At 63.6% G+C, this 19,894-nt stretch carries 17 protein-coding genes; 4 read left to right on the forward strand and 13 right to left on the reverse strand.

Annotated features, from left to right (window positions below):
• Positions 1-64: 64 nt before the first annotated feature.
• From atzF to ABD050_RS10255, 9 genes are all read right to left on the reverse strand, one after another.
• Positions 65-1,834: an allophanate hydrolase gene (gene atzF, locus ABD050_RS10215; protein ID WP_343889205.1), complete on the reverse strand. Its 1,770-nt coding sequence runs from the start codon at positions 1,832-1,834 to the stop codon at positions 65-67.
• Positions 1,831-5,427, reverse strand: coding sequence for an urea carboxylase (gene uca, locus ABD050_RS10220; protein ID WP_343889206.1), 3,597 nt, complete (start codon positions 5,425-5,427; stop codon positions 1,831-1,833). The genes atzF and uca overlap by 4 nt, the downstream gene beginning before the upstream one ends.
• Positions 5,424-6,059, reverse strand: a complete 636-nt coding sequence (locus tag ABD050_RS10225; protein WP_343889207.1) for an urea amidolyase associated protein UAAP2 — start codon at positions 6,057-6,059, stop codon at positions 5,424-5,426. The genes uca and ABD050_RS10225 overlap by 4 nt, the downstream gene beginning before the upstream one ends.
• A gap of 16 nt (positions 6,060-6,075) precedes the next feature.
• Positions 6,076-6,900, reverse strand: coding sequence for an urea amidolyase associated protein UAAP1 (locus ABD050_RS10230; protein WP_343889208.1), 825 nt, complete (start codon positions 6,898-6,900; stop codon positions 6,076-6,078).
• Positions 6,897-7,376 carry a CopG family ribbon-helix-helix protein gene (locus ABD050_RS10235; protein WP_343889209.1) on the reverse strand — a complete coding sequence of 160 codons (480 nt, stop codon included), beginning with the start codon at positions 7,374-7,376 and terminating at the stop codon, positions 6,897-6,899. The genes ABD050_RS10230 and ABD050_RS10235 overlap by 4 nt, the downstream gene beginning before the upstream one ends.
• Before the next feature lie 9 nt (positions 7,377-7,385).
• Positions 7,386-8,171 (reverse strand): ABC transporter ATP-binding protein, encoded by a 786-nt coding sequence (locus tag ABD050_RS10240; RefSeq protein ID WP_343889210.1) that lies wholly within the window; start codon positions 8,169-8,171, stop codon positions 7,386-7,388.
• Positions 8,168-8,983 (reverse strand): ABC transporter permease, encoded by an 816-nt coding sequence (locus ABD050_RS10245; protein ID WP_343889211.1) that lies wholly within the window; start codon positions 8,981-8,983, stop codon positions 8,168-8,170. The genes ABD050_RS10240 and ABD050_RS10245 overlap by 4 nt, the downstream gene beginning before the upstream one ends.
• 59 nt (positions 8,984-9,042) lie before the next feature.
• A complete protein-coding gene (locus tag ABD050_RS10250; RefSeq protein ID WP_343889212.1) occupies positions 9,043-10,125 on the reverse strand; it encodes a putative urea ABC transporter substrate-binding protein in 1,083 nt (360 codons plus the stop codon).
• 217 nt (positions 10,126-10,342) lie between these two features.
• On the reverse strand, positions 10,343-10,540 hold the full coding sequence (locus ABD050_RS10255; RefSeq protein WP_343889213.1) for a hypothetical protein: 198 nt from the start codon (positions 10,538-10,540) through the stop codon (positions 10,343-10,345).
• 415 nt (positions 10,541-10,955) lie between these two features.
• Between ABD050_RS10255 and ABD050_RS10260 the strand changes: the two genes are divergently transcribed.
• The 3 genes from ABD050_RS10260 (at position 10,956) to ABD050_RS10270 (ending at position 15,330) form a co-directional block, all read left to right on the forward strand.
• Positions 10,956-13,379 (forward strand): TonB-dependent receptor, encoded by a 2,424-nt coding sequence (locus ABD050_RS10260; protein WP_343889214.1) that lies wholly within the window; start codon positions 10,956-10,958, stop codon positions 13,377-13,379.
• A 74-nt stretch (positions 13,380-13,453) separates the two neighbouring features.
• Positions 13,454-14,338, forward strand: coding sequence for a sterol desaturase family protein (locus tag ABD050_RS10265; protein ID WP_343889215.1), 885 nt, complete (start codon positions 13,454-13,456; stop codon positions 14,336-14,338).
• Positions 14,339-14,370: 32 nt separating this feature from the next.
• Positions 14,371-15,330, forward strand: a complete 960-nt coding sequence (locus ABD050_RS10270; protein WP_425542433.1) for an MBL fold metallo-hydrolase — start codon at positions 14,371-14,373, stop codon at positions 15,328-15,330.
• 811 nt (positions 15,331-16,141) lie between these two features.
• Here the strand turns inward: ABD050_RS10270 and ABD050_RS10275 are convergent.
• From ABD050_RS10275 to ABD050_RS10290, 4 genes are all read right to left on the reverse strand, one after another.
• Positions 16,142-16,558 (reverse strand): ribbon-helix-helix protein, CopG family, encoded by a 417-nt coding sequence (locus tag ABD050_RS10275; protein WP_343889216.1) that lies wholly within the window; start codon positions 16,556-16,558, stop codon positions 16,142-16,144.
• Positions 16,559-16,664: 106 nt separating this feature from the next.
• Complete coding sequence (locus ABD050_RS10280) at positions 16,665-17,507, reverse strand: DUF3363 domain-containing protein (protein ID WP_343889217.1); 843 nt, start codon at positions 17,505-17,507, stop codon at positions 16,665-16,667.
• Between the two features lie 649 nt (positions 17,508-18,156).
• A complete protein-coding gene (locus ABD050_RS10285; protein ID WP_343889218.1) occupies positions 18,157-19,395 on the reverse strand; it encodes a Fic family protein in 1,239 nt (412 codons plus the stop codon).
• A 195-nt stretch (positions 19,396-19,590) separates the two neighbouring features.
• The gene (locus ABD050_RS10290) at positions 19,591-19,749 is read right to left on the reverse strand and encodes a hypothetical protein (protein ID WP_343889222.1); all 159 of its coding nucleotides are present in this window, start codon (positions 19,747-19,749) and stop codon (positions 19,591-19,593) included.
• An 84-nt stretch (positions 19,750-19,833) separates the two neighbouring features.
• On the opposite strand from ABD050_RS10290, the gene ABD050_RS10295 reads away from it, so the two are divergent.
• Positions 19,834-19,894, forward strand: a 61-nt coding sequence (locus ABD050_RS10295) for a hypothetical protein (protein WP_343889223.1), incomplete at its 3' end; no start/stop codon positions are given.

The raw sequence follows: 19,894 nt of genomic DNA on the forward strand, positions 1-19,894 counted from the left end.
TCCGAAGCTTCTGCATCTCTTAGCCCCCTTTATTTTGCTGGCAGTTTGCCTTGAGCCGGCCCGGCTAGCCGCGCTGCGCGATATAGGCGCGCCATCCCCCCAGCCGGGTGATGTCCTCGGCGTCCGTCATGGCACGGGGTTCGGCGACGAAGCCTTTGACGCTGCTGCCATCAGCAAGCATCACCGTGCCGATGGCGAGCGGTGCCGGCACCTCGACCACGAAGCTGCCGAATTCGGCGACGCCGAGTTCGTACACTTCAAGGGCGATCGGTCCACCATCTTCGCTGTGCACCAGCGCGGGCTTGGGCGGCACGCTGTCCGCCATGGCGTAGAGCCGGTAGGTCGGTGCGGTCTCGAAAGCCCCGACGAACCTGGCCTCCCGGGACGTGAGCTGCCAATGCAGCGGCATGTCCTTCAGATGAGCGCCGACAACAGCGAGTTTCACGGTCTGCATTTTACCCTCCAGATCGAGTGGCGGTGGTGACGGAAGGTCCGCCACTGAGATGTACGCATCCGCCGCATCCAGCAGCGCGACGTCGCTGTCAGCCGGGCCGATCAGCGTGATGCCGAAACCCGTCGCATTGGCGCGGATCCCGGCGGGCACGGCGACAGCGGCCATATCCAGCAGGTTCACGAAGTTGGTGTAGAAGCCGAGATTGCTGTTGAGCGCGACCGGCGCCGCCAGGAGCTCGGCGACGCGATAAGTGGTGCCGGTCGTCGGGAACGCCAGCATGTCGATTTCCGTCCAGAGCGTGTCCGCGTGGCGCTTGAGCTCGGCCAGGCGATAGATGCCGTTGAACAGCTCGACGGCGCTCATCGCCGCGCCCGGCTCGACCACGGCGCGAACCGTCGCATCGACGGCGCCGGGATTGTCGGCCAGGATGCCCGCCATGGCGGCGGTCCGCTCAGCCACCCAGGGGCCGCTGTAAAGCAGCTGCGCGGTCTCCTGGAGCGGCGTCAGGTCGATCTCGACGATGTCAGCCAGCCCGGCGAGCTTCTCAAGCGCGCGGTCGTAGAGATATTCGGACTCCGCATCGCCGAACCAGACGCGCTGATCGCGGCGCGGGACACCGATTGTCCTGCGCCCGAGCGGCCGGTTTGCCAGCGCCCTTGACCAGGGATCGGCCGGATCGAAGTCAGCCACCACCTGATCGATCAGGCGGGCGTCCGCTATATCGTCAGTGAAGACAGTGATGCAGTCGAGCGTGCGGCATGCCGGTACCAGGCCCCGCGTGCTCCAGCGCCCCTTGCTCGGCTTGAACCCGATCAGATGCTGGAAGGCCGCCGGAACGCGGCCCGAACCCGCAGTATCGGTCCCGAGGGCGAAAGGCACCAGCCCGGCCGCCACGGCGACGGACGAGCCAGAGCTCGATCCGCCGCTGACATAGGCGAGATTATACGCGTTGCGAGGGCTGCCATAAGGGCTGCGTGTGCCATTCAGCCCCGTGGCGAACTGGTCGAGATTGGTCTTGCCCACGCACAGGGCCCCGGCCGTCAGCAAGCGTCCCACGACCGTGGCGGAAGCTTGGGGGCGATAGGCGAAGGCCGGGCACGCCGCGGTGGTCTCGAACCCGGAGACGTCGATATTGTCCTTCACCGCGAACGGGACGCCGGCCAGCGGCAGGACGTCTCCGGCGGCCAGGCGCGCGTCGACGGCGCGGGCCGCCGCGACGAGCTCTTCCCGTGTCGCCCGACTGATCCAGATCCGCGGCTGGACGGCATCATAGACAGCGATGCGCGCCATCGTTTCTTCGGCCACGGCGGCGGCACTCGTCCGCCCACTATTGACGGCGGCGGCGATTGCGGCCGCCCTGCGCCGGTCCATCATCGTCATGTGTGCCTCGTGAGCGCCACCATCGGGGCGCCGGGTTGGAGCGACTGGGTTTCCCGAACGTACAGCGCCGAGACGGTTCCCGCCGTCGGACTGCCGACGGCGCATTCCATCTTCATGGCTTCGAGGACGGCGATCGTATCACCGGCCTTCACTTCGTCTCCGACCGCAACGAGCAGCTTCCAGACACTCCCGCCAAAGGGCGCCTCGACGAGATCGGCGCCGTCGGGGATATCGATCCGATCGGCCTGGGGCGCCTCGGCCTCCGCCAGGTCAGTGATCCGGTCGAACTCGCCGCGCCGTTGCCACTCGGCGCGCTCCTCCGCGAATGCGACCTGTCGCTGTGCCTCGAAGGTTGCGATCGGCTCAGCATTCTGCGCGAGGAAGGTACGGTAGTCGGCGAGACGGAATTCCGATTCCTCGATGCGGATCGAGCGCCTGCCGGTTGGAAAGTCGCGCCGCCAGTCGGTGAGCTCTTCCGCGCTCACGGGGTAGAAGCGAATTTGATCGAAGAACCGCAGCAGCCACGGCTTTCCTTCGATAAAGGCGTCGGTCTGGCGATGGGTGTTCCAGACCTGGATGGTCCGGCCGAAGAGCTGATAGCCGCCGGGGCCTTCCATGCCGTAGATGCACATATAGGCGCCGCCGATGCCCACGACATTGGGCGGCGTCCAGGTGCGCGCCGGATTATACTTGGTCGTGACGAGCCGGTGCCGCGGATCGACCGGGGTCGCGACCGGGGCACCGAGATAGACGTCGCCCAAGCCCAGGACGAGATAGTTCGCCTCGAAGATCAGGTTCTCCACCGCCGCGACGTCGGGCAGGCCGTTGATCCGCCGGATGAACTCGATATTGTCCGGGCACCAGGGCGCGTCGGCGCGGACGGCACCCATATATTTCTCGATCGTCTCGATCGTCGCCGGATCCCGCCAGCTCAGCGGAAGATGGACGATGCGCGAGGGAATGGTGAAGTCCTCGAGATCGCCCAGCCGTTCCTCGGCGGCGATCAGTGCGGCCAGCGCCGCGCGCTGGTTTAGCACTGCACCGTCGAAATGGACCTGCAGCGAGCGGATGCCGGGAACGATATCGACGATGCCGGGCAGTGCGAGCCGTTCAAGCTCAGTCATCAGGGCGTGCACCCGGATGCGCAGCTCGATATCCAGCACGATCGGCCCATATTCGACCAGAATGTTCCGGTCGCCCTGCTGGCGATAGACGGTGCGCGGGCAGCGCGGCCGTTCGGCGATCTCGGCAAGGATAGGGGAGAGCGTATCCAGTGGCCGGGCGGGACCCGAACCGGGCATCGTGCCCGTTGCGATCAGCTTGAGCTGCAACGTGTCCGCCATCGCCGCATCCGCGATATTGACCGGCTCGAAGCGGACCCTGTCTCCGGGAACCAGCTGGCCGATCTTCCAGCGATCGGCGGCGATGATCACGAAGGGGCAGACAAAGCCGCCGAGAGACGGGCCGTCCGGGCCGAGGATAATCGGCATGTCGCCGGTAAAGTCGACGGCGCCGATCGCATAGGGATTGTCGTGGATGTTGGAGGGGTGCAGGCCCGCCTCGCCGCCGTCAGCGCGGGCCCATCGCGGTTTGGGCCCCACAAGGCGGACGCCGGTGCGATTGCTGTTATAGTGGACCTGCCACTCGGCGGCCACGATCACGTCGATATCCTCGTCAGTGAAGAAGTCAGGCGCGCCGTGCGGACCATAAAGCACCCTTATGGTCCACTCGGTCGACAGATCGGGGAGTTTCACCGAGGAGAGCGGCTCCCCGGTGGCCTCGCCAGCCAGGTGCAGCGTGTCGCCGGCCAGCAGCCGGCGCGCGGCATGGCCGCCGAACTGGCCGAGCTCGAACGTGCTGCGGCTGCCAAGATACGGCGCGATGTCGAACCCGCCCGCGACGAGCAGATAGCCCCGCATGCCGCCGCCCGAGGCGCGGCCGAGAGCCAGCGTCTGGCCGGTACCGACAGTGATCGCCTCGCCGCGCGGAAGCGGAACGCCGTCGAGCGTCGCGCCGAAGTCAGCGCCTGTCAGGCAGATGCGCGCCGGTGCAGTGAACGACAGTGTCGGCCCCGTGAAGGTGATCTCCAGGCCCGCCGTTCCTTCCGGGTTTCCCAGCAGCCGGTTGCCGAGACGGAAGGATTGGTCGTCCATCGGCCCCGACGGAGGGACCCCGACCGCCCAGAGCCTTTGCCGGCCCGGCCAGTCCTGCACGGTGGTCGCCGTGCCGCCGCTGATCACCCGGATGCTGCGCGGCGCATAGACGATATCATCGAGGACACGGGTCGAAACCTCGCCACTGACGAATGCGGGGGATCGCACCACCTCGCGGAGCCATCGCAGGTTCGTCTCCATCCCGTCCATGCGGCTGTGCTCGAGGGCCGCCTGCGCGGCCAGCACCGCTTCCACGCGGGTCGGGGCGTGCATGATCAGCTTCGCCAGCATCGGGTCGTACCAGGCGCTGACCGTGCTGCCCGCCATGCACCAGGTCTCGACCCGGATGTCGGCGGGAAATCCGACGGCGGTCAGCGTGCCGGACGTGGGGCGATAGTCGAGCGCCGGATCCTCCGCATAGAGCCGGACCTGGACTGAATGGCCCTGCGGCCTGGGCGGCTCGGCATCGAGGAAGGCGAAATCCCCGGCCCCGCCGCGGATCATCCATTCGACAAGGTCGATGCCCATCACTTCCTCGGTGACACCGTGCTCGACCTGGAGGCGGGTGTTCATCTCAAGGAAGAAGAACTGCTCACGCTCGGCGTCGTAGAGGAACTCGACCGTACCCGCCGACCGGTATTGCGCCGCCTCGCCAAGCCGGACCGCAGCCGCGATGAGGTCATGGCGCACGGTATCGGGCAGCAGTGGCGCCGGAGCCTCCTCGACGACTTTCTGGTTGCGGCGCTGAAGCGAGCAATCGCGTTCGCCGAGCGGCATGATCCGGCCCTTGCCGTCGCCGAATATCTGCACCTCGATATGCCGGGCTCGCCTGACGTACCGTTCAAGGAAGACGCCTGCATCGCCGAAATTGCCCAGGCCCTGGCGGGCCACGGCGGCGAATCCCTCGCGGACGGCCTCCTGGTCCTCGCAGATGCGCATGCCGATGCCGCCGCCGCCGGCGGTGGCCTTCAGGATCACCGGGAAACCGATATCCTGCGCGGCCAGCACCGCTTCGGCTTCATCCGTAAGGAGGTCAGTGCCGGGCGCCAGCGGAACGTCATGGGCGGCGGCGAGCGCGCGCGCGCTGTGCTTCAGGCCGAAGGTGCGGATATTGTCCGGCGTGGGGCCGATGAAGACGATGCCGGCGGCGGCGCAGGCCTCTGCGAAATCCACATTCTCCGCAAGGAAGCCGTATCCCGGATGGATGGCGCCGGTGCCCGTCCTGCGCGCCGCTTCCAGGATCGCGGCGATGTTGAGATAGCTTTCTGATGCGCGCGCGCCGCCGATGCAGACGGCTTCGTCCGCCTGGGAAACGTGGAGCGAGCCCTCGTCCGCTTCGGAATATACCGCGACCGAGCGCAGGCCCATGCGCCGCAGCGTGCGGATGATGCGGGTAGCGATCGCGCCCCGGTTGGCGATCAGAACGGTATCGAAGGTCATGCGGTCACGATCATGCGCACGGGCGTGGGGTTGAACCCGTTGCAGGGATTGTTGATCTGCGGGCAGTTGGAGACGACGACGATGACATCCATCTCCGCGCGCAGGTCCACGGTCAGGCCGGGCGCGGATATACCGTCGACGATCCCGAGCGACCCGTCTTCTTCGACCGGCACGTTCATGAAGAAATTGATGTTGGAGACGATGTCGCGCTTGCCTCTCCCTTCGGAGAGGTTCGCTTCGAGAAAGTTTTCCACGCAGGCGTGCTCGGCCTTGGTGTGATGACCATAGCGCAGCGTGTTGGATTCACACGAGCATGCGCCGCCGATGGTGTCGTGATAGTCGACTGACGTGGCGACAATGGTCATCATCGGCCGGCCCTCGTTCGATCGCAGCACCGTGCCCTCGCGAAGGAAGAGGTTTCCCTGCGCGGCGACCGTGTCCTGCGCGCTGTAGCGTTCCGCATCGTCGGCGGCGGCGTAGAGGAGAAAATCGACCGCTTGGTTGCCCTCCAGGTCGACGATTCGCAGGGTCTGTCCGGCCGCGACATGGTGCAGCCACGGCGCCCGCGCGGGCACGACGACGTCGTGGACGACGGTGCCGGAAAGGCCGGACAAATGGGGATCAACGCTCATTCAGGCCTGTTCCTTCTTAGCGACGGAAATAGTCTTCGACGTTCTCGAAGGCGCGCAGGCCCTCCGGCGTCGCGTTGCGGATGGGATCGTCGGCGGGCGTGACGGGGCCACGCCAGGCGGTCGCGCGCACCGGCGTCACCGTCCAGTCGGTGCGCGGATCGAGGACATGCGGGCAATTCGCAATCACGACGATCACGTCCATTTCCGCGCGCAGGACCATGGCCCGGCCCGGTGGAAACGGCCCGATCTGCGGCACGATCGCCCCGTCGGCTTCGATCCTGGCGCCCTTGAACAGCGTCACGCAAGGATGGACATCCCGGCGCTGAAGCCCATGCTTGGCCACGCCGAGGAGGAACCGGTCGCGGCCGCTGGGACAAGGGCCGCTATTGTTTCCGCTTCCATATCTGGCGGCGTTGGCCGCTGCGTTGGAGGTGCCGCAAAAGCTGTCATGGGTGCCGGCATCATCCTGCAGAATGCTCATGAGGACTCGGCCCATGTCCGACAGCAGCAGCTTGCCCTCGCCGAGATAGGCGTTCCACTGCACCTTCACTGTGTCGGCGACGTTGAGCCGTTCAGTCGGCATCTCGGCGTTGAAGAGCAGCAGCGAAGCGCAAGCGTCGCCCTTGACGTCGATCAGCCGCAGGCGCGCGCCGCGTGTGAGGCGCCGCGTGGCATAGCCGCCCGCCGCGATCGTCTCTTCCCACAGCAATGCGTCCGCGGGCACGCCCGCGGGCAGATCGTCCGCAACCGGCGGCAGCACCGGCATCGCTTCGACCACCGTGCCCGCCATGCCGCGCGCATGATCGCGCGCAGCCATTGGATTCGCCAGAATATCGGTCATGCGGCGGCTCCCGCAGCCTTGCTGCTCTCGGCTTCCTGCTCGTGCAGAGGCGGCAGGAGGGCGGTGGTCGCGACGAGTTCGAGTTGCTGCACGCCGCGGACGCGCCGAAGGGCGTCGCACAGTTCCTTCAGCCTCACGGCCGGGCCCTGCACCAGCAGAACCTCGAGCGACTGGTCATCCTCGAGAAACACGTGCTGGGAGGAAATCACCTCCTTCAGGTATCGGGCCTGGGTCTGGGCCAGCTGATGCCGCACGCGCCCGCGATCGCCGCGATAGACCATCGTGATCGTGCCGGCGAGCAGATCGTCGGGCCGGGTGAACGCCTCGTGCTGGGCAAGGGCATGGCGGATCAGTTCCGCCATGAGCTGGGAGCGCGACGGCAGTCCACGCTCCTCCACCATTATATCCAGCTGGCGGAACAAATCCCCGGGAAGGCTCATGCTAAGCCTAGCCAGGCCGGTGGGTTCGGTGCTCATGTCAAATCCTCAACTGCTTGATAATATTTCGTTTATTGCCATTCCGGGCTTTTCGACGGCCGCGGGGTCGACCCTGTTCCGGAGCGGAATGTCGTAGACGGCCGTCGCGCCAAAGCGGTGGGGCGCGTGCGGGTCGTGCCGGCGCTTGTCGAGCGCGATCACACGCGTTCCCAAGGTGAAGGCCTCGTGGATGTCGTGGGTCACCATGACGATCGTCAGCGCATAGTCGCGCCAAAGCCGGGTGATGAGCCCGTGCATGTCAGCGCGGATGCCCGGATCGAGCGCGCCGAACGGCTCATCGAGCAGGAGGATGCGCGGGCGCTTGATCAGGGCCTGGGCGATTGCCAGCCGCTGCTGCATGCCACCGGACATCTGGGCGGGATAGAGATGGAGGCTGTCGCCAAGGCCGACCGCGTTCAGCATCTCGACCGCCTCATCCATGGCAGCGCGGCGCGCGGCGCCGAACAGGCGCGCCGAAAGCGGCGCCTTTGCGCATTCGATCCCGAAAACCGCGTTGCGCAGCACCGACAGGTGCGGAAACACCGAGTAGCGCTGGAAAACGACGCCGCGGTCCGGCCCGCACTCAGGCGTGAGCGGCACCCCATCGAGGAGGATGGTCCCGCGAGTCGGGATTTCCTGGCCGAGAAGGATGCGAAGAAGGCTGCTCTTTCCCGCCCCCGAAGGCCCGATGATCGAGACGAAGGAGCCGGCCTCGATGTCGAGGCTCACCCTTTCGAGGACGATCTTGTCGCCATATTCGATCCAGACCTCGCGAAGGCTGAGGAGCGTGCTCAACGGTTCGCTCCATGCGCCCAGGGAAACAGGCGAACGCTGAGAAAGGCGAGCGCCATGTCCGCCAGGATTGCCAGAAGGGCGATCCAGGCGACATAGGGGATGATGATGTCCATCGCGAGATAGCGGCGAACGAGGAAGATCCGGTAGCCCAGGCCCACATCGGATGCGATCGCCTCGGCGGAGATGAGGAACACCCAGGCCGGGCCGAGCGACAGGCGCATCGCGTGGAGAAGGCGCGGCATTGCCTGGGGCAACGCGACACGGATCATGATCTGCCAGCTGCTAGCGCCCAAGGTCTGGGCCTTGATGATCTGCTCCCGCGGCAAGGCGCCGACATGGGCGGCGATGTCGCGCACCATGACTGGCGCTATTCCTATGACGATCAGAGCGACCTTTGCCGTTTCACCCAGCCCCAGCGCGATGAAGAGGATCGGAAGCAAGGCGATCGGCGGGATCACGGCGATTGCCGTCACCAGCGGCCCCAGGGTGGCGCGCACCGGTGGCAAAAGGCCAAGCACGAGCCCCACAACGAGTGCCGCCAGGGTCGCGATGCCGAGCCCGATCCCCAGCCGCTGGAGGCTGGCCAACGTATCGGCCCAGAAGAGCAACTGGCCGGAAAGCTGGTCAGGCTGAAAAAGAAGCGCTGACATGCCCTGGGCCATGCCGCTGGGTAACGGGAGGATCTTGTCCACCGGATTCGCGGCGTGGCGCTCGGCTGCCATGAAGATATAGAGCAGCACCAGAAGGAGGATCGGCAGCGAACCCAGAACGATCCGGTCGCTCCGGCGAACTTGGCGGTTCACCCAACGCATGTCGTCACATCACCTTCGATAAGCCAAGCAAGGGACGATAAAACCAGGCAAGGACGCGATCAGAGCTTCCCGTCGGCAGCCAGTTTCATGAAGCTCTCGTCGAACCGAAGCGTCACATGCTTCGGATCGCCAAGGGTCTTTCCGCCCGGGAACGCCATGCCGACCGCGCCGGCGGACGTCGCGCCCTTGAACAGCCCCTTGGAAAAGCTGAAATCGCGTACCTGCGTCATGGTTTTGACGAGAGACGGCGCCGATGTCGCCGTCACTGCGGCCTTGGGATCCGAATAGAGGTAGGTCGTCGCGAGCTGCCTGTCGAATGCCTCGGGACTCGAGCCGGCCAGTTTCGCCATGGCCGCCCGCGCTTCCTTGCCCTTGGCGTCCTGGCGCTTCATCAGGGCCGTGGTTTCATACCAGATCCCGGCGAGCGCCTTGCCGAGGTTCGGATTGGCCTTGAGCGTGGCGGTATCGACGACCAGCAGGTCGAGGATTTCGCCGGGAATGTCGGCGGAACTGAAGACCTGCTTCACGCCGGGCTGTGCCTTCATCACTGAAAGCTGCGGGTTCCACGCGACTGCCGCCTTGACGTCCGGGCTGCCGAAGGCGCCGACGATGTCGGCATCGGACGTGTTCACGGTCTTTACGTCGTCGGGCTTCATGCCGACCGATTCCAGTCCGCGCGCCAAGAGATAGTGGGAGACCGACAGCTCGACCAGATAGACTTGCCTGCCCTTGATCGCGCTGAGCTGGTCCGCGCCCTTGAGCAGGATACCATCATTGCCGTTCGAATAATCCCCGACGATGATGGCACTGGTATCCTTGCCGCCCGCGGCGGGAATGGTGAGGGCATCCATGTTGGCGACGGTCACGCCGTCAAACTTGCCGGCAGTGTACTGGTTCACCGATTCCACATAATCGTTGACCTGAACGATGTGGATCTTGATTCCGTATTTGTCTTCCCACTTCTTCACGATGCCGGCCTGCTGGGCATAGGGCCAGGGCATCCACCCGGCGTAGATCGACCACCCGATATTGAACTCGTGGCGCGGCTCCGGTTTGACGCCCGGCGACTGGGAACAGGATGCGATCATAAGCGCTCCGGCCATCAGCGCCATTCCGCTCGCCCTGCCAAATCTCCTGATCATGATTCGATCCCCTTTCGCACCGCAGCATCTCTGCAATCGATGGGTTTGTCCATCGAAAATATTACTGATTGAAGGACAGGTAATATCTTCCGGCGCAGCTAGGCCAGCGCAGCGGTCGTTTACCGGCTTATCGATGTGGGCGGAGTGCGAGATGCCTTGCGCCGTGCCCGCTCAGGCAATGTCCGCCAATTTTCTCGGACAAGCGTATCACCGCGAATCATTTGTTTGGTGATTCGCGCATCGGGGACCAGGGCAGCGATTCGAACCCCGATTCACGAGCGGTGCGCAATGGAAAACCGAGCGGTGAGTCTGTCGTGCTGCTTGAAAAGGCGCTGTTTTGTGCGGTGCAGCGCGATTCTGCTTCATACTGAGCAACTGCAAAATTATTACGCTTGACGTATTCCGTAATATCCATACCTTTCTGTCATCGTTCCGTAAAACAGCGGAAAAGAAAGGGTTCGGCAACGCCGGTCATCGCCGGCTGAAAGTGGGGGTCCGTGGATCGGAAGCTGGTCTGCAATGCTGTTCTCTCGAGCGCCATGGCGCCGGTCGTCGGCGTCGCCGGACTCGCAGGCCGGTCAGCTGCGCCATGCGGCCGTCCAGCGACGCACGATCCGGTTTTCGCGGCTCTGCGGGGCCTCGGCAAGCCCGCCGCACGCTGTGGCGGGAGCCGTGGAATATTGAAGACGACGAAACGCAAATGGACTGAGAAGGCGCCGGTTTAGCCAGAGCGTCAATGGGGGGATGTCACTTTTCGACGGGCTCAATAGCAAGGGGTCGAAGTGACTATGACATTGATTCGCAACACATTACTTTGCGCGACCATGCTGATGGGCGTCGGAGCCACATCTGCGTTCGCGCAGGAAACCCCCGCGGACAGCGGCGCCCAGGGCGAGTCCAATGACATCGTCGTGACCGGCAGCCGCCGCCAGACGACGCTGCAGGACGCGCCGATCAACATCAGCGCTGTCTCGGCCGAAATGCTCGCCAGGGAGCGGATCGACGATATTCGCGGGCTCGCGGCGTTCACTCCTGGCGTCACTGTGGTGGATTCCGGGCCCGCCTCGACCGGCAACATCATCCTGCGCGGCATTAACTCGGGCGACACCAGCGACACCGGCTCGAACACCAACAATTCGATCGGCGTCTATCTCGGCGAGGTTCCGCTCTACGCCGACTTCAAACTGATCGATCTCGAGCGTGTCGAGGTGCTCGAGGGGCCGCAGGGCACTCTCTACGGTCTGGGCACGCTTGCAGGCGCCGTGCGCTACCTCCCCAGCCGGCCGAACACGGATCGGATCTCGGTCGATCTCCACGCCCGCGGCTATGCGGAGTCCCATAGCGGCGATTTCAGTGGATCGGGCGACGTGACGGTGAATGTGCCGCTGGTGACCGATCATATCGCGTTCCGATCAGTCGTCGGATATTACCATGACAACGGCTTCATCGATTATAACTATATTCTCCAGAAGCCTGGCACATCCAATCCCCAGCCGGTGCGTGGCACGACCCTCGCCGCGACCGGGTTTGGCACCCCGGCGGATTATGCCGCCAATTTCCGCGCACAGCGGGATCTCAACTACGAGCACACCTTCACGACGCGCAACCAGCTCCTTCTCGAATATAGTCCGGATCTCAAAGCGTATCTCACCTACGCGCATCAGGAGACCAAGACCGGTGGCCGGCAGGTGAATGCCGCCGGTATATTGGGGACGGGCAGATACGAGGCGCCGTTCCGCTATGCCGAACCGTTCGATCGCAAATCTGATCTCTTCTCGGCCGAAATCTATGCCAACCTATTCAACGTCGCGCAGCTCATCAGCGCGACGGCTTATACGGTGCAGAAGAACCACAATACCGAGGACAATACCGATCTGCTGCTCGATCTGAATTACGGATATGAGGCGTTTCCGGCATTCTCCTCCTACGCGATCAACAACCAGGAATATAAGCAGTTCAACCAGGAGCTGCGCCTGGTCTCAACGCATGGCGGCCCGATCAGCTGGGTTCTCGGCGGATTCTACAACCGGTTGAAGACAAAGACCGACCGCCACGAATATACGCCCGGTTTCGCTGAGTTCGCCGGAATCAATCGCCCGGACAATCTGGAATATGAGTCGTCATCGCACACCGAGCTGACCGAAAAAGCGGTCTACGGCGAGGCGACTCTCCACGTGACAAAGGCCTGGCAGATCACCGGCGGCCTTCGCTACTATAAGTACCATGTCGATACCGTGGGTGGTCAGGCCCTGCCTCTGATCGGCGTCGGCGTTGCTCCCTATCCGTCGACGGCGATCCTGCCGGGTCGCTTCACGCCGGGCCATGCCGACTCCGACGGTTTCGTCTGGAAGGCCAATACCTCCTACAAGGTCAGCGACGGCCTGCTCGTCTACGGCACCTACTCGACCGGCTACCGTGTCGGCGGTGCCAACCGAGTGGTAGCCTGCACGCCCGAGGATCTGGCGAGGGCTGCGGCTGGCGGCCAGGTGCTGTGCGCGCTGCCGGACGAACTATTCTACGGGCCGGACAAGACGCGCAACGCCGAAATCGGCCTTCGCGGGACGCTGCTCGACAGGCGGGTGCAATTCACGCTCGCCGGTTTCCGTACCCACTGGACCGGCATTCAGGTGCCGAGCACCACGATCTACGGCGCTATCGGCATCACCAAGAACGCCGGTAAGGCAATATCGCAAGGCGTGGAGTTCACCGGCCTCGTGAAGGTCACGCCCCGCCTCGTCGTTCAGGCCACTTATGCCTATACCGACGCGCATCTGACGAGCCTCGCTCCGGCGCTGGTCGTCGTGCAGGACCCGGGACCCGGTTACACGTCCAACCTGTTCGATGGGGAGCCGGGCGACCGTTTGCCCGGCTCGACCAAGCATTCGGGCAGCGCGCAGGCCACCTATACATATCCGCTCGGGGGTGAACGGACCATCGAGGCAAACTGGACGGCCACCTACACCGGCGACATCTACTCGCGCGTCGGGCTGCGCGGCTTCGGCACCGATATCCCGGGCTATATCACGCATCGCGCATCGGTGACCTTTCACGCCCCGAAATACGAGGTCAGCCTGTTCGCCGACAATATCTTCGACAAATATGCCATCACCTCGATCGGCAACGATCGCAGTTCGCTCGACCGGATCCGCGACGCATTCGGAACCGTAGCGGGCCAGGGTGTCGTCGAGCGCTTCTACACGCAATCGGTCCTGACGCCGCGACGAGTGGGAATCGAGTTAAGCTATCATTATTGACGAAGGTCACCACCCTGGAGTGTCCGCCATGGGCACTCCAGGGTGAGCAAGGGCCTGATCAAGGTAGGAATGCCATGAAGCAAAAGCTCTTCAACCTGGTGCCGCCCGCGACGATCGCCATGGTCATATTATTCTGGGCGTTCGGCCCCGCGTCCTGGATCGAAAGCCCATGGTCGATTGTCGTGGCGGGCGCCGTCACCACGGCGTTCGTGCAGGTGCTTGAGGGGGTCCATGAGCGGCATGCCGGATGGCGGCTGAACAAGCGCGAATTTGCCACGGATCTTTTCTACGTGATCCTGAGCTACACCGCGATTGCGTGGGCAACCTCCAAGCTGGCCGAAGAGCCGTTGAAGGCAACTAAGCATTCGCTTGGTATCACCACCGAATGGGCCATGCACATGCCATTTCTCGTGCAGGTCGCCCTGGTGATTTTCCTTGTCGAGTTCGGCCAGTACTGGATGCACCGGCTGATGCACAATAATGCCTTCTTCTGGTCGACGCACGCGCCGCATCACCACATCACACAGTTGAACGCGATGAAGGGCGCGGTGGGCAACCCGATCGAGTTGTTCCTGATCAGCCTCAGCGTGGTTGCTCTGTTCGATTTGCCGCAAGCCGCGGAGTTCTGCGCGTTCAACGTTCTGACCGTGATTTCCACGTTCGCACACGCCAATGTTCGGTCCGACCCACCCCGATGGTACTCCTTCTTTTTCACGACAATCCAGCATCACAGCCTTCATCATACTGCCCTGAGCTATGAAGATACGCGCTGCAACTATGGCAACTCACTGATTTTGATCGATCGGATATGCGGCACCTATCGCGACGGGGAATCCTCCATTGTGGGCCAGGACGAACGCAGGAGACTGTCGATCTGGGAACAGTTCATCTTCCCGGCCCGGCCGTTGATCGCGAGGATCAAGGAGAAACAGGCCCGATCCACGTCGGTGGCCGGCTAGCCCGTCGGCGGTCCGCGGACTCGGCTATAGTCATGAGGAGTAGGAATCAGATGGGGCTGGGCGCGTTTTCCCGATCGGGTTGGAAGGCGAAAATCTGCCTGGCCGGCATGCTCGCCAATGGCGTGCTGATCACCCCGGAGGTGATGGCACGAAGCGCCGCGGTTCCTGCGCTGTTCCCTGAAAAGTGGATCGACGGCACCAGCGGTGCCGAGCCGGAGGCGCAAGTCCAGTCGCTTGACCGTGACACCTATGTCATTCGGCAATCGGTCAAGACCAATTTCGAGGCGCCCTTCCTCTATCTCATCTTCGGGCGGGACAAGGCGCTGCTGGTCGATACCGGGGCGGAGGGCGGCAAGATAAGGCCGGTCGTCGACAGCCTCGTGGCAAACTGGCTGGCCGCGCATCACCGCACCAGTATCCCACTCGTGGTAGCGCACAGTCATAGCCACGGTGATCATATCGCGGGCGATGCTGCGTTTCGCGATCGCCCCGATACCACGGTCATCGGGCTGAAGCCGGCGGACGTGGCGGGGTTCTTCGGCATCGGGAACTGGCCGGACGCGATAGCCCGGTTCGACCTTGGCGGTCGCGTTCTCGACATCGTGCCGACGCCGGGACACCAGGCGGCCTCGATTATGATCTACGATCCAAGAATGAAGATCCTGCTGTCGGGCGACGTCCTCTATCCCGGCCGCCTGTACGTGCCGGTCAATTTCATGTCCGACGAGCGCGCCAGCGTTGACCGCCTCGCCACCTTCGCCGCCACGCATCCAATTCGTGCGGTGCTCGGCGCGCATATCGAGATGACGCGCACGCCCGGGCGCGATTATTCGCACAGGGCGTCGACACATCCCGACGAGCATCCCCTCGAATTGCCCGTCGAGAGCATCGGTGAGCTGCAAACCGGCTTGAAGGCGGCGCTGGATGTCCCGGAGCAGCCTCAGGTCCACGATCGTTTCATAATCTACCCGGTAGCTCCGCGAGAGGAGTGACGACGCGGGCGACACGGTCCGAAGCCAGCCATAGCGGCGGCACTGGACTGGGGTCGGAAGAGGACTGGCAGGGCGATATACAGGACCGGACGATGATCTTTGGAGCGCTCCCTTTCACCGGCGATCAACGCCTTGGTACAGCAGGATACCACTGCGCGCAGTGGCACGGCCCTTCCCGCTTGCTGGAAGGGCCCGGAAGGCGGGCGCGTCTTCAGCTCCCCGGACGGGGACACGTGCGACATTTGGTATCGACTGCGTCGGGCGAATACGTGACGGTTGGTTTTTGATAAGTTTGCTCGTTACCCGAGCACGTCGACGTCTGACAAGATAAATGCCGACACTCGCGCATAACCATCTCCGATATACTTACGATCCAGCCCTACAAAAACCAACCTCTACCCGGATAATTTAATCATGCCAACTTACCACAGGTCGTTTATTTACAGCTTCTTTATGTTATTATTTTCGACGACATTTCTTGTATTGTCGACATTTTTCACTCGTATTACAATAATATCGTCAGAATTTCTTGTGCTATTCCGGCTATTCGGAATGTTGGGCTTGGTACTTCTTACCGTCGCTATTGGCACCTGGGGGGCCAAGGCGATCCGGAAATAGGCAGCGATAGCGGGGAGCAGGCGAACTTTGACTTGGAGTCCTCATCGCAGACGAAGCGCCCAGAGCCGACGAGATCCGACGTCGAGGAGCAGTGGCGCTTCGCGGGTCAATCAGTTCATAGAGTTTCGATCGACCAATCCCGGTGATCCGGCACGCTTCCCGAATCCTGACCGTTATCACCGGAGCACGGGGCTCAATCACCGCTGCCAGCTCCTGCTTCAGGCTGACTTGATTTACCGCTGCGCGCCGTCAGCACGCGATCAACCTGCCCCATGAACCGGTCGTAGCGCGTCTTGCCCAATCTGCTCGTCGCTTCGTCAAACGGGGGCTGATGGGCAACGAGGGTCATCTGGTGCGCAACGAACAGGTCAAGCACCGCTGCAACATGGTCGAGCCGCACTTCCATCCGGCTGCTCGAGCGGGTCTGCCGATCGAGTCGTGCACCGAACCGCAGGTCGAGCTCGTCGCCGGCCTTGCGATCCAACCAGGAGCGGAGAGCGTCGGTCAGGATCGCGGTCTTTGACGATCCCGGTTTTGCGGCGAGCCCCTCGAGGCGCTTCGACAAATCGTCGGGCAGGTAGAATTGGTGGCGGGTCTTGAACGTCTTCACGGGCACGCTCACTCGATCATCTGATGCCGACAGAATGTGCCCAGGAGCGTCTCGACGCGATGGTGCTGAAGGGCGCTGTCGGGCCAGTTGCGGCGAGTTTGATCAGTCAGGAAATGCCCAGCCCTCTGGTCCGGCCGATCGTCCAGCTGATTCCGCTTTCGCGCACGATGCCGGAGACGGTTTTCCCGGCGGAGCGCTCGAGCACCGGCCGCCAGGGCACGAGCGTGAACTCGCGCGAGTTTTCGATCAGCGCAAATTTGCCGTCGCCCGCCTGGATCGCTCGCCGGCAGATGCCTTCGACCTGCTGCCCCGATCGCGCCTCGACAAACGGCTTGTCCAGCTCGCCCGCAAGCCCGCTCGCGACCGCGCGCAACTCTCGTAGCTGGAGGACGGCCAGCGGATTGCGACGGTAGCGCACCGTATCGCCGTCCGCCTCGGCGAGGTCTTGGGCGACCAGCCATTGGCGACGGAGGTCGAGCGCCTGGCGGACATCAGCACCAAACCCTCGCCCTAGATCGGTCGGCTTGTCAGCGGTCAGCTCGCGGTCGAGCCAAGTCGCGCCCTCATGCGTCGGAAGCTTCGACAGCGGCCGCTCCGACAAGGTCTCGATGGCGACCGGCTGTCGCCCGGCGCGGGCGCGTTCACAGGCTCTGACGCGCGCCAGATGATCCGGCGCGATGGTCCAGCTGCCATCGGCGTTCCGCTCAGCCCCGCCCGTCGCCCGGCGGATGGCCTCAAGCCGGCGGACATGGGTTTCGGCGAAGGCCGCGGTCGCGCTCGGGTCATGGCGGAGATGAATGTCCGGGCTGTACCGTCCGCCATTGGCGGCGGGACCCGCGCCGAATGCTGAGAAACCGACCGCGAGCGAATCCCCAAGAACGTCTGATTGTGGGCACTCTCGCACCAGCGGTTCCGAACTGTTGTATTCGGAATCGGCCGATTGGATCATGCGCTCATTGTCATCAGCGGCGTGGCGAGGTTCGTTGGGCCTTGGCTTTCTGGGCATAGTGGTGACGCGCAACGAGGCACCCGGCTGCGGCACCGGCAAGCGCATGGCCTCGCCCGACATAGTGGCCGGCAACTCCGCCTACGATCGCACCTCGGATGCAACCTTTGGCGAGCACAGGGGTGGCGACGACGCTTGAAGCAAGTGCGGCTGCAAGAATGGATTGACGAAGCATCTGAACCTCTTTTGGCGTCGCGTGCTACACACATAATACACGCTATCATCATCGGCAAGCGGCGAGGCGATTGCAAAGCGCCAGAGTCGGCGCAAATCTGTACGACAGCTGAGCGCTCCAAGATTGCCGGCGCGCCTTCGTCACCGACCTTATCTCGGCATGGCGCGTCCTAACATGGTGTAATGAGCCGTCCCGAGGTGCACGGCAGTGACTTTCGCTCAGGGAGAATTGTCCTGAAGCGGGAGTGAGCTGAGTGGCGGAAAATCATCTGCGAGCGGCCGAATCCGGCAATTCTGGCCGATTGTCGCTCCATACAAGCTATTGCGGATCCTCGATATTCATGAAGATGCTCGCAATTTCTGGCCGTTCTTTTGGCCGGTCCTTTATCAGGCGCCCAATGTCGTCGGGGGCCCGCTCCTAGATCGACGCTTCGGGATAGAGCTTCGGGAAAAGGACTTCGAGCGTATCGCTTGGAAAACGCAACGACACCGGTCCCTTCTCGGTCGACGAGGCGAGCAAGCCCTGGCCAGTCAGTTCCTTGAGCACCCGACGCGCGCTGCGCTCAGGCATGCCCGTGATGCGCACGACCTCGCCGCGCTCGAACTCGCCGCGAATCAACGCCTCGAGCAACAGGTTGAGGCTTTCAGGTGACAGGGTCTCGCTGCGAGCGACCAGCCGCTCAAGCCGCCTGGCGAGCGTGTCGAGATCGAACAGGCCAGCCATGAAGTCGATCTGATCAAGACAGACCTTGAGGAACCAGGTCGCGAAGACCTCGAGCGCGTTGAGCGACAGGTTACCCCGGCCGTCGCGCTCTCCCTGCCGTGGCGCATCGGCCAACGCCATGTAGCGCTTATATTCCTCGCGTCCCTCAGGCCCGGCGTCGAGCCCTCGTGCGAGGCCGCGCGAGACTGACCACAGGCCTCGAGCGCCGATCCCGGCTTTTTGCGCCATCGCATGACTCATCAGCCGGCTGACCCGGCCGTTTCCGTCGGGAAAGGGATGGATATAGTTGAAGCGATGGTGCGCGGTGGCCATGGCGAGAATGCGCGCCGCCTTGCCGGGCCCCACGGCGAGCAACCTGTCCCCCGGCCCGGGCTCGAACGCGAACCGACGATGAAAATAGGCCATGAAATCGGCGACTTGACCGCTCGATGGTGGCAGATGACTGCCCACCTCGACATCATGCTCGGGCAAGGAGCGCCATTCGCCCGGCACCATGACGAAGGAGCGTTTCGGGCTCTTGATCGTACGCATGGAGAGGGTCGCGCCGTCGTAGAATTCGCGATGAAGCCAGCGGATAAACGCCAGGTCGGCCGGGTCGGGCAGCATGTCCGCCGCGGCATCCGCGTCGATGCGGGTCTGCAACCGGACATGCGCCACCGCCTCGAGAAGGTCGCGCCGCTCGTCGTTTTCAGCGATGCCCTTCAGCGCGCGCTCGATCTCGCGCGGTCGGGTATGATGGCCCTCGATGAGGTTGCTGTAATAGGTGTTCATCACCCGGACCAGGTCGGCGAGATTGTCGGCGGTGCGCGGGTGAAGCCGCGACCCCAGTGCGCTCCCCCTGCCCGACACCTCCGCCACGAGGTCGAGCAACTCGCCAGCCGGGGCCTCGATCCTGGCCGGCTCGATCCTGTCGTGCGCTTCAACAACAGGCATTTTGGCCGATCTTTCTATCGCGGAAACTGGCTCTATACCTGATGTTTCTCTGCGTCTACCGCGGAATTTGGCCGATCTTTTGGCCGATGTTCGAAGGGCCGCTCGGATCGCTGCTTCGCCGCTGAAATCAGTTTGCCAATGAAACCGAGGCGGCGCGTTCGTCCGGATTCATTATAAACCGCGGACGTTGCTCCCCTACGCCACGGCATTCTTCCAGAGCATGTAGCCGGCGACCAAGAAGATCATGACCCCGAATATCGTTCTGAGCGTGTCCCGCGTGTTCGCGAGGCGCCTCGCGATACGGGTCCCCATCGGCCCTCCGACCACGCCCCCGGCGATGAACGCGAAAGCCAATGTCCATTCGACCAGACCCGACAGTGCGTAGGTGAACGCCGTGGTCAGAAGGCGACGGCAGCAGCGAAGCCGGCCGATATATTGGTGGCGGGCGTTGCCGGCCTCGTCGCCGGGGCCATGTCCATGGCGGCCGGCGAATATGTCT

It is taken from the genome of Sphingomonas oligophenolica (genome assembly GCF_039522915.1).
In the GTDB taxonomy this organism is placed as follows: domain Bacteria; phylum Pseudomonadota; class Alphaproteobacteria; order Sphingomonadales; family Sphingomonadaceae; genus Sphingomonas; species Sphingomonas oligophenolica.

What these genes read in the sequence shown, in the direction of transcription:
- atzF (WP_343889205.1), bottom strand. Translation starts at nt 1,834, where the DNA reads ATGACGATGATGGACCGGCGCAGGGCGGCCGCAATCGCCGCCGCCGTC.
- uca (WP_343889206.1), bottom strand. Translation starts at nt 5,427, where the DNA reads ATGACCTTCGATACCGTTCTGATCGCCAACCGGGGCGCGATCGCTACC.
- ABD050_RS10225 (WP_343889207.1), bottom strand. Translation starts at nt 6,059, where the DNA reads ATGAGCGTTGATCCCCATTTGTCCGGCCTTTCCGGCACCGTCGTCCAC.
- ABD050_RS10230 (WP_343889208.1), bottom strand. Translation starts at nt 6,900, where the DNA reads ATGACCGATATTCTGGCGAATCCAATGGCTGCGCGCGATCATGCGCGC.
- ABD050_RS10235 (WP_343889209.1), bottom strand. Translation starts at nt 7,376, where the DNA reads ATGAGCACCGAACCCACCGGCCTGGCTAGGCTTAGCATGAGCCTTCCC.
- ABD050_RS10245 (WP_343889211.1), bottom strand. Translation starts at nt 8,983, where the DNA reads ATGCGTTGGGTGAACCGCCAAGTTCGCCGGAGCGACCGGATCGTTCTG.
- ABD050_RS10250 (WP_343889212.1), bottom strand. Translation starts at nt 10,125, where the DNA reads ATGATCAGGAGATTTGGCAGGGCGAGCGGAATGGCGCTGATGGCCGGA.
- ABD050_RS10255 (WP_343889213.1), bottom strand. Translation starts at nt 10,540, where the DNA reads ATGGATATTACGGAATACGTCAAGCGTAATAATTTTGCAGTTGCTCAG.
- ABD050_RS10260 (WP_343889214.1), top strand. Translation starts at nt 10,956, where the DNA reads ATGGGCGTCGGAGCCACATCTGCGTTCGCGCAGGAAACCCCCGCGGAC.
- ABD050_RS10265 (WP_343889215.1), top strand. Translation starts at nt 13,454, where the DNA reads ATGAAGCAAAAGCTCTTCAACCTGGTGCCGCCCGCGACGATCGCCATG.
- ABD050_RS10270 (WP_425542433.1), top strand. Translation starts at nt 14,371, where the DNA reads ATGAGGAGTAGGAATCAGATGGGGCTGGGCGCGTTTTCCCGATCGGGT.
- ABD050_RS10280 (WP_343889217.1), bottom strand. Translation starts at nt 17,507, where the DNA reads ATGATCCAATCGGCCGATTCCGAATACAACAGTTCGGAACCGCTGGTG.
- ABD050_RS10285 (WP_343889218.1), bottom strand. Translation starts at nt 19,395, where the DNA reads ATGCCTGTTGTTGAAGCGCACGACAGGATCGAGCCGGCCAGGATCGAG.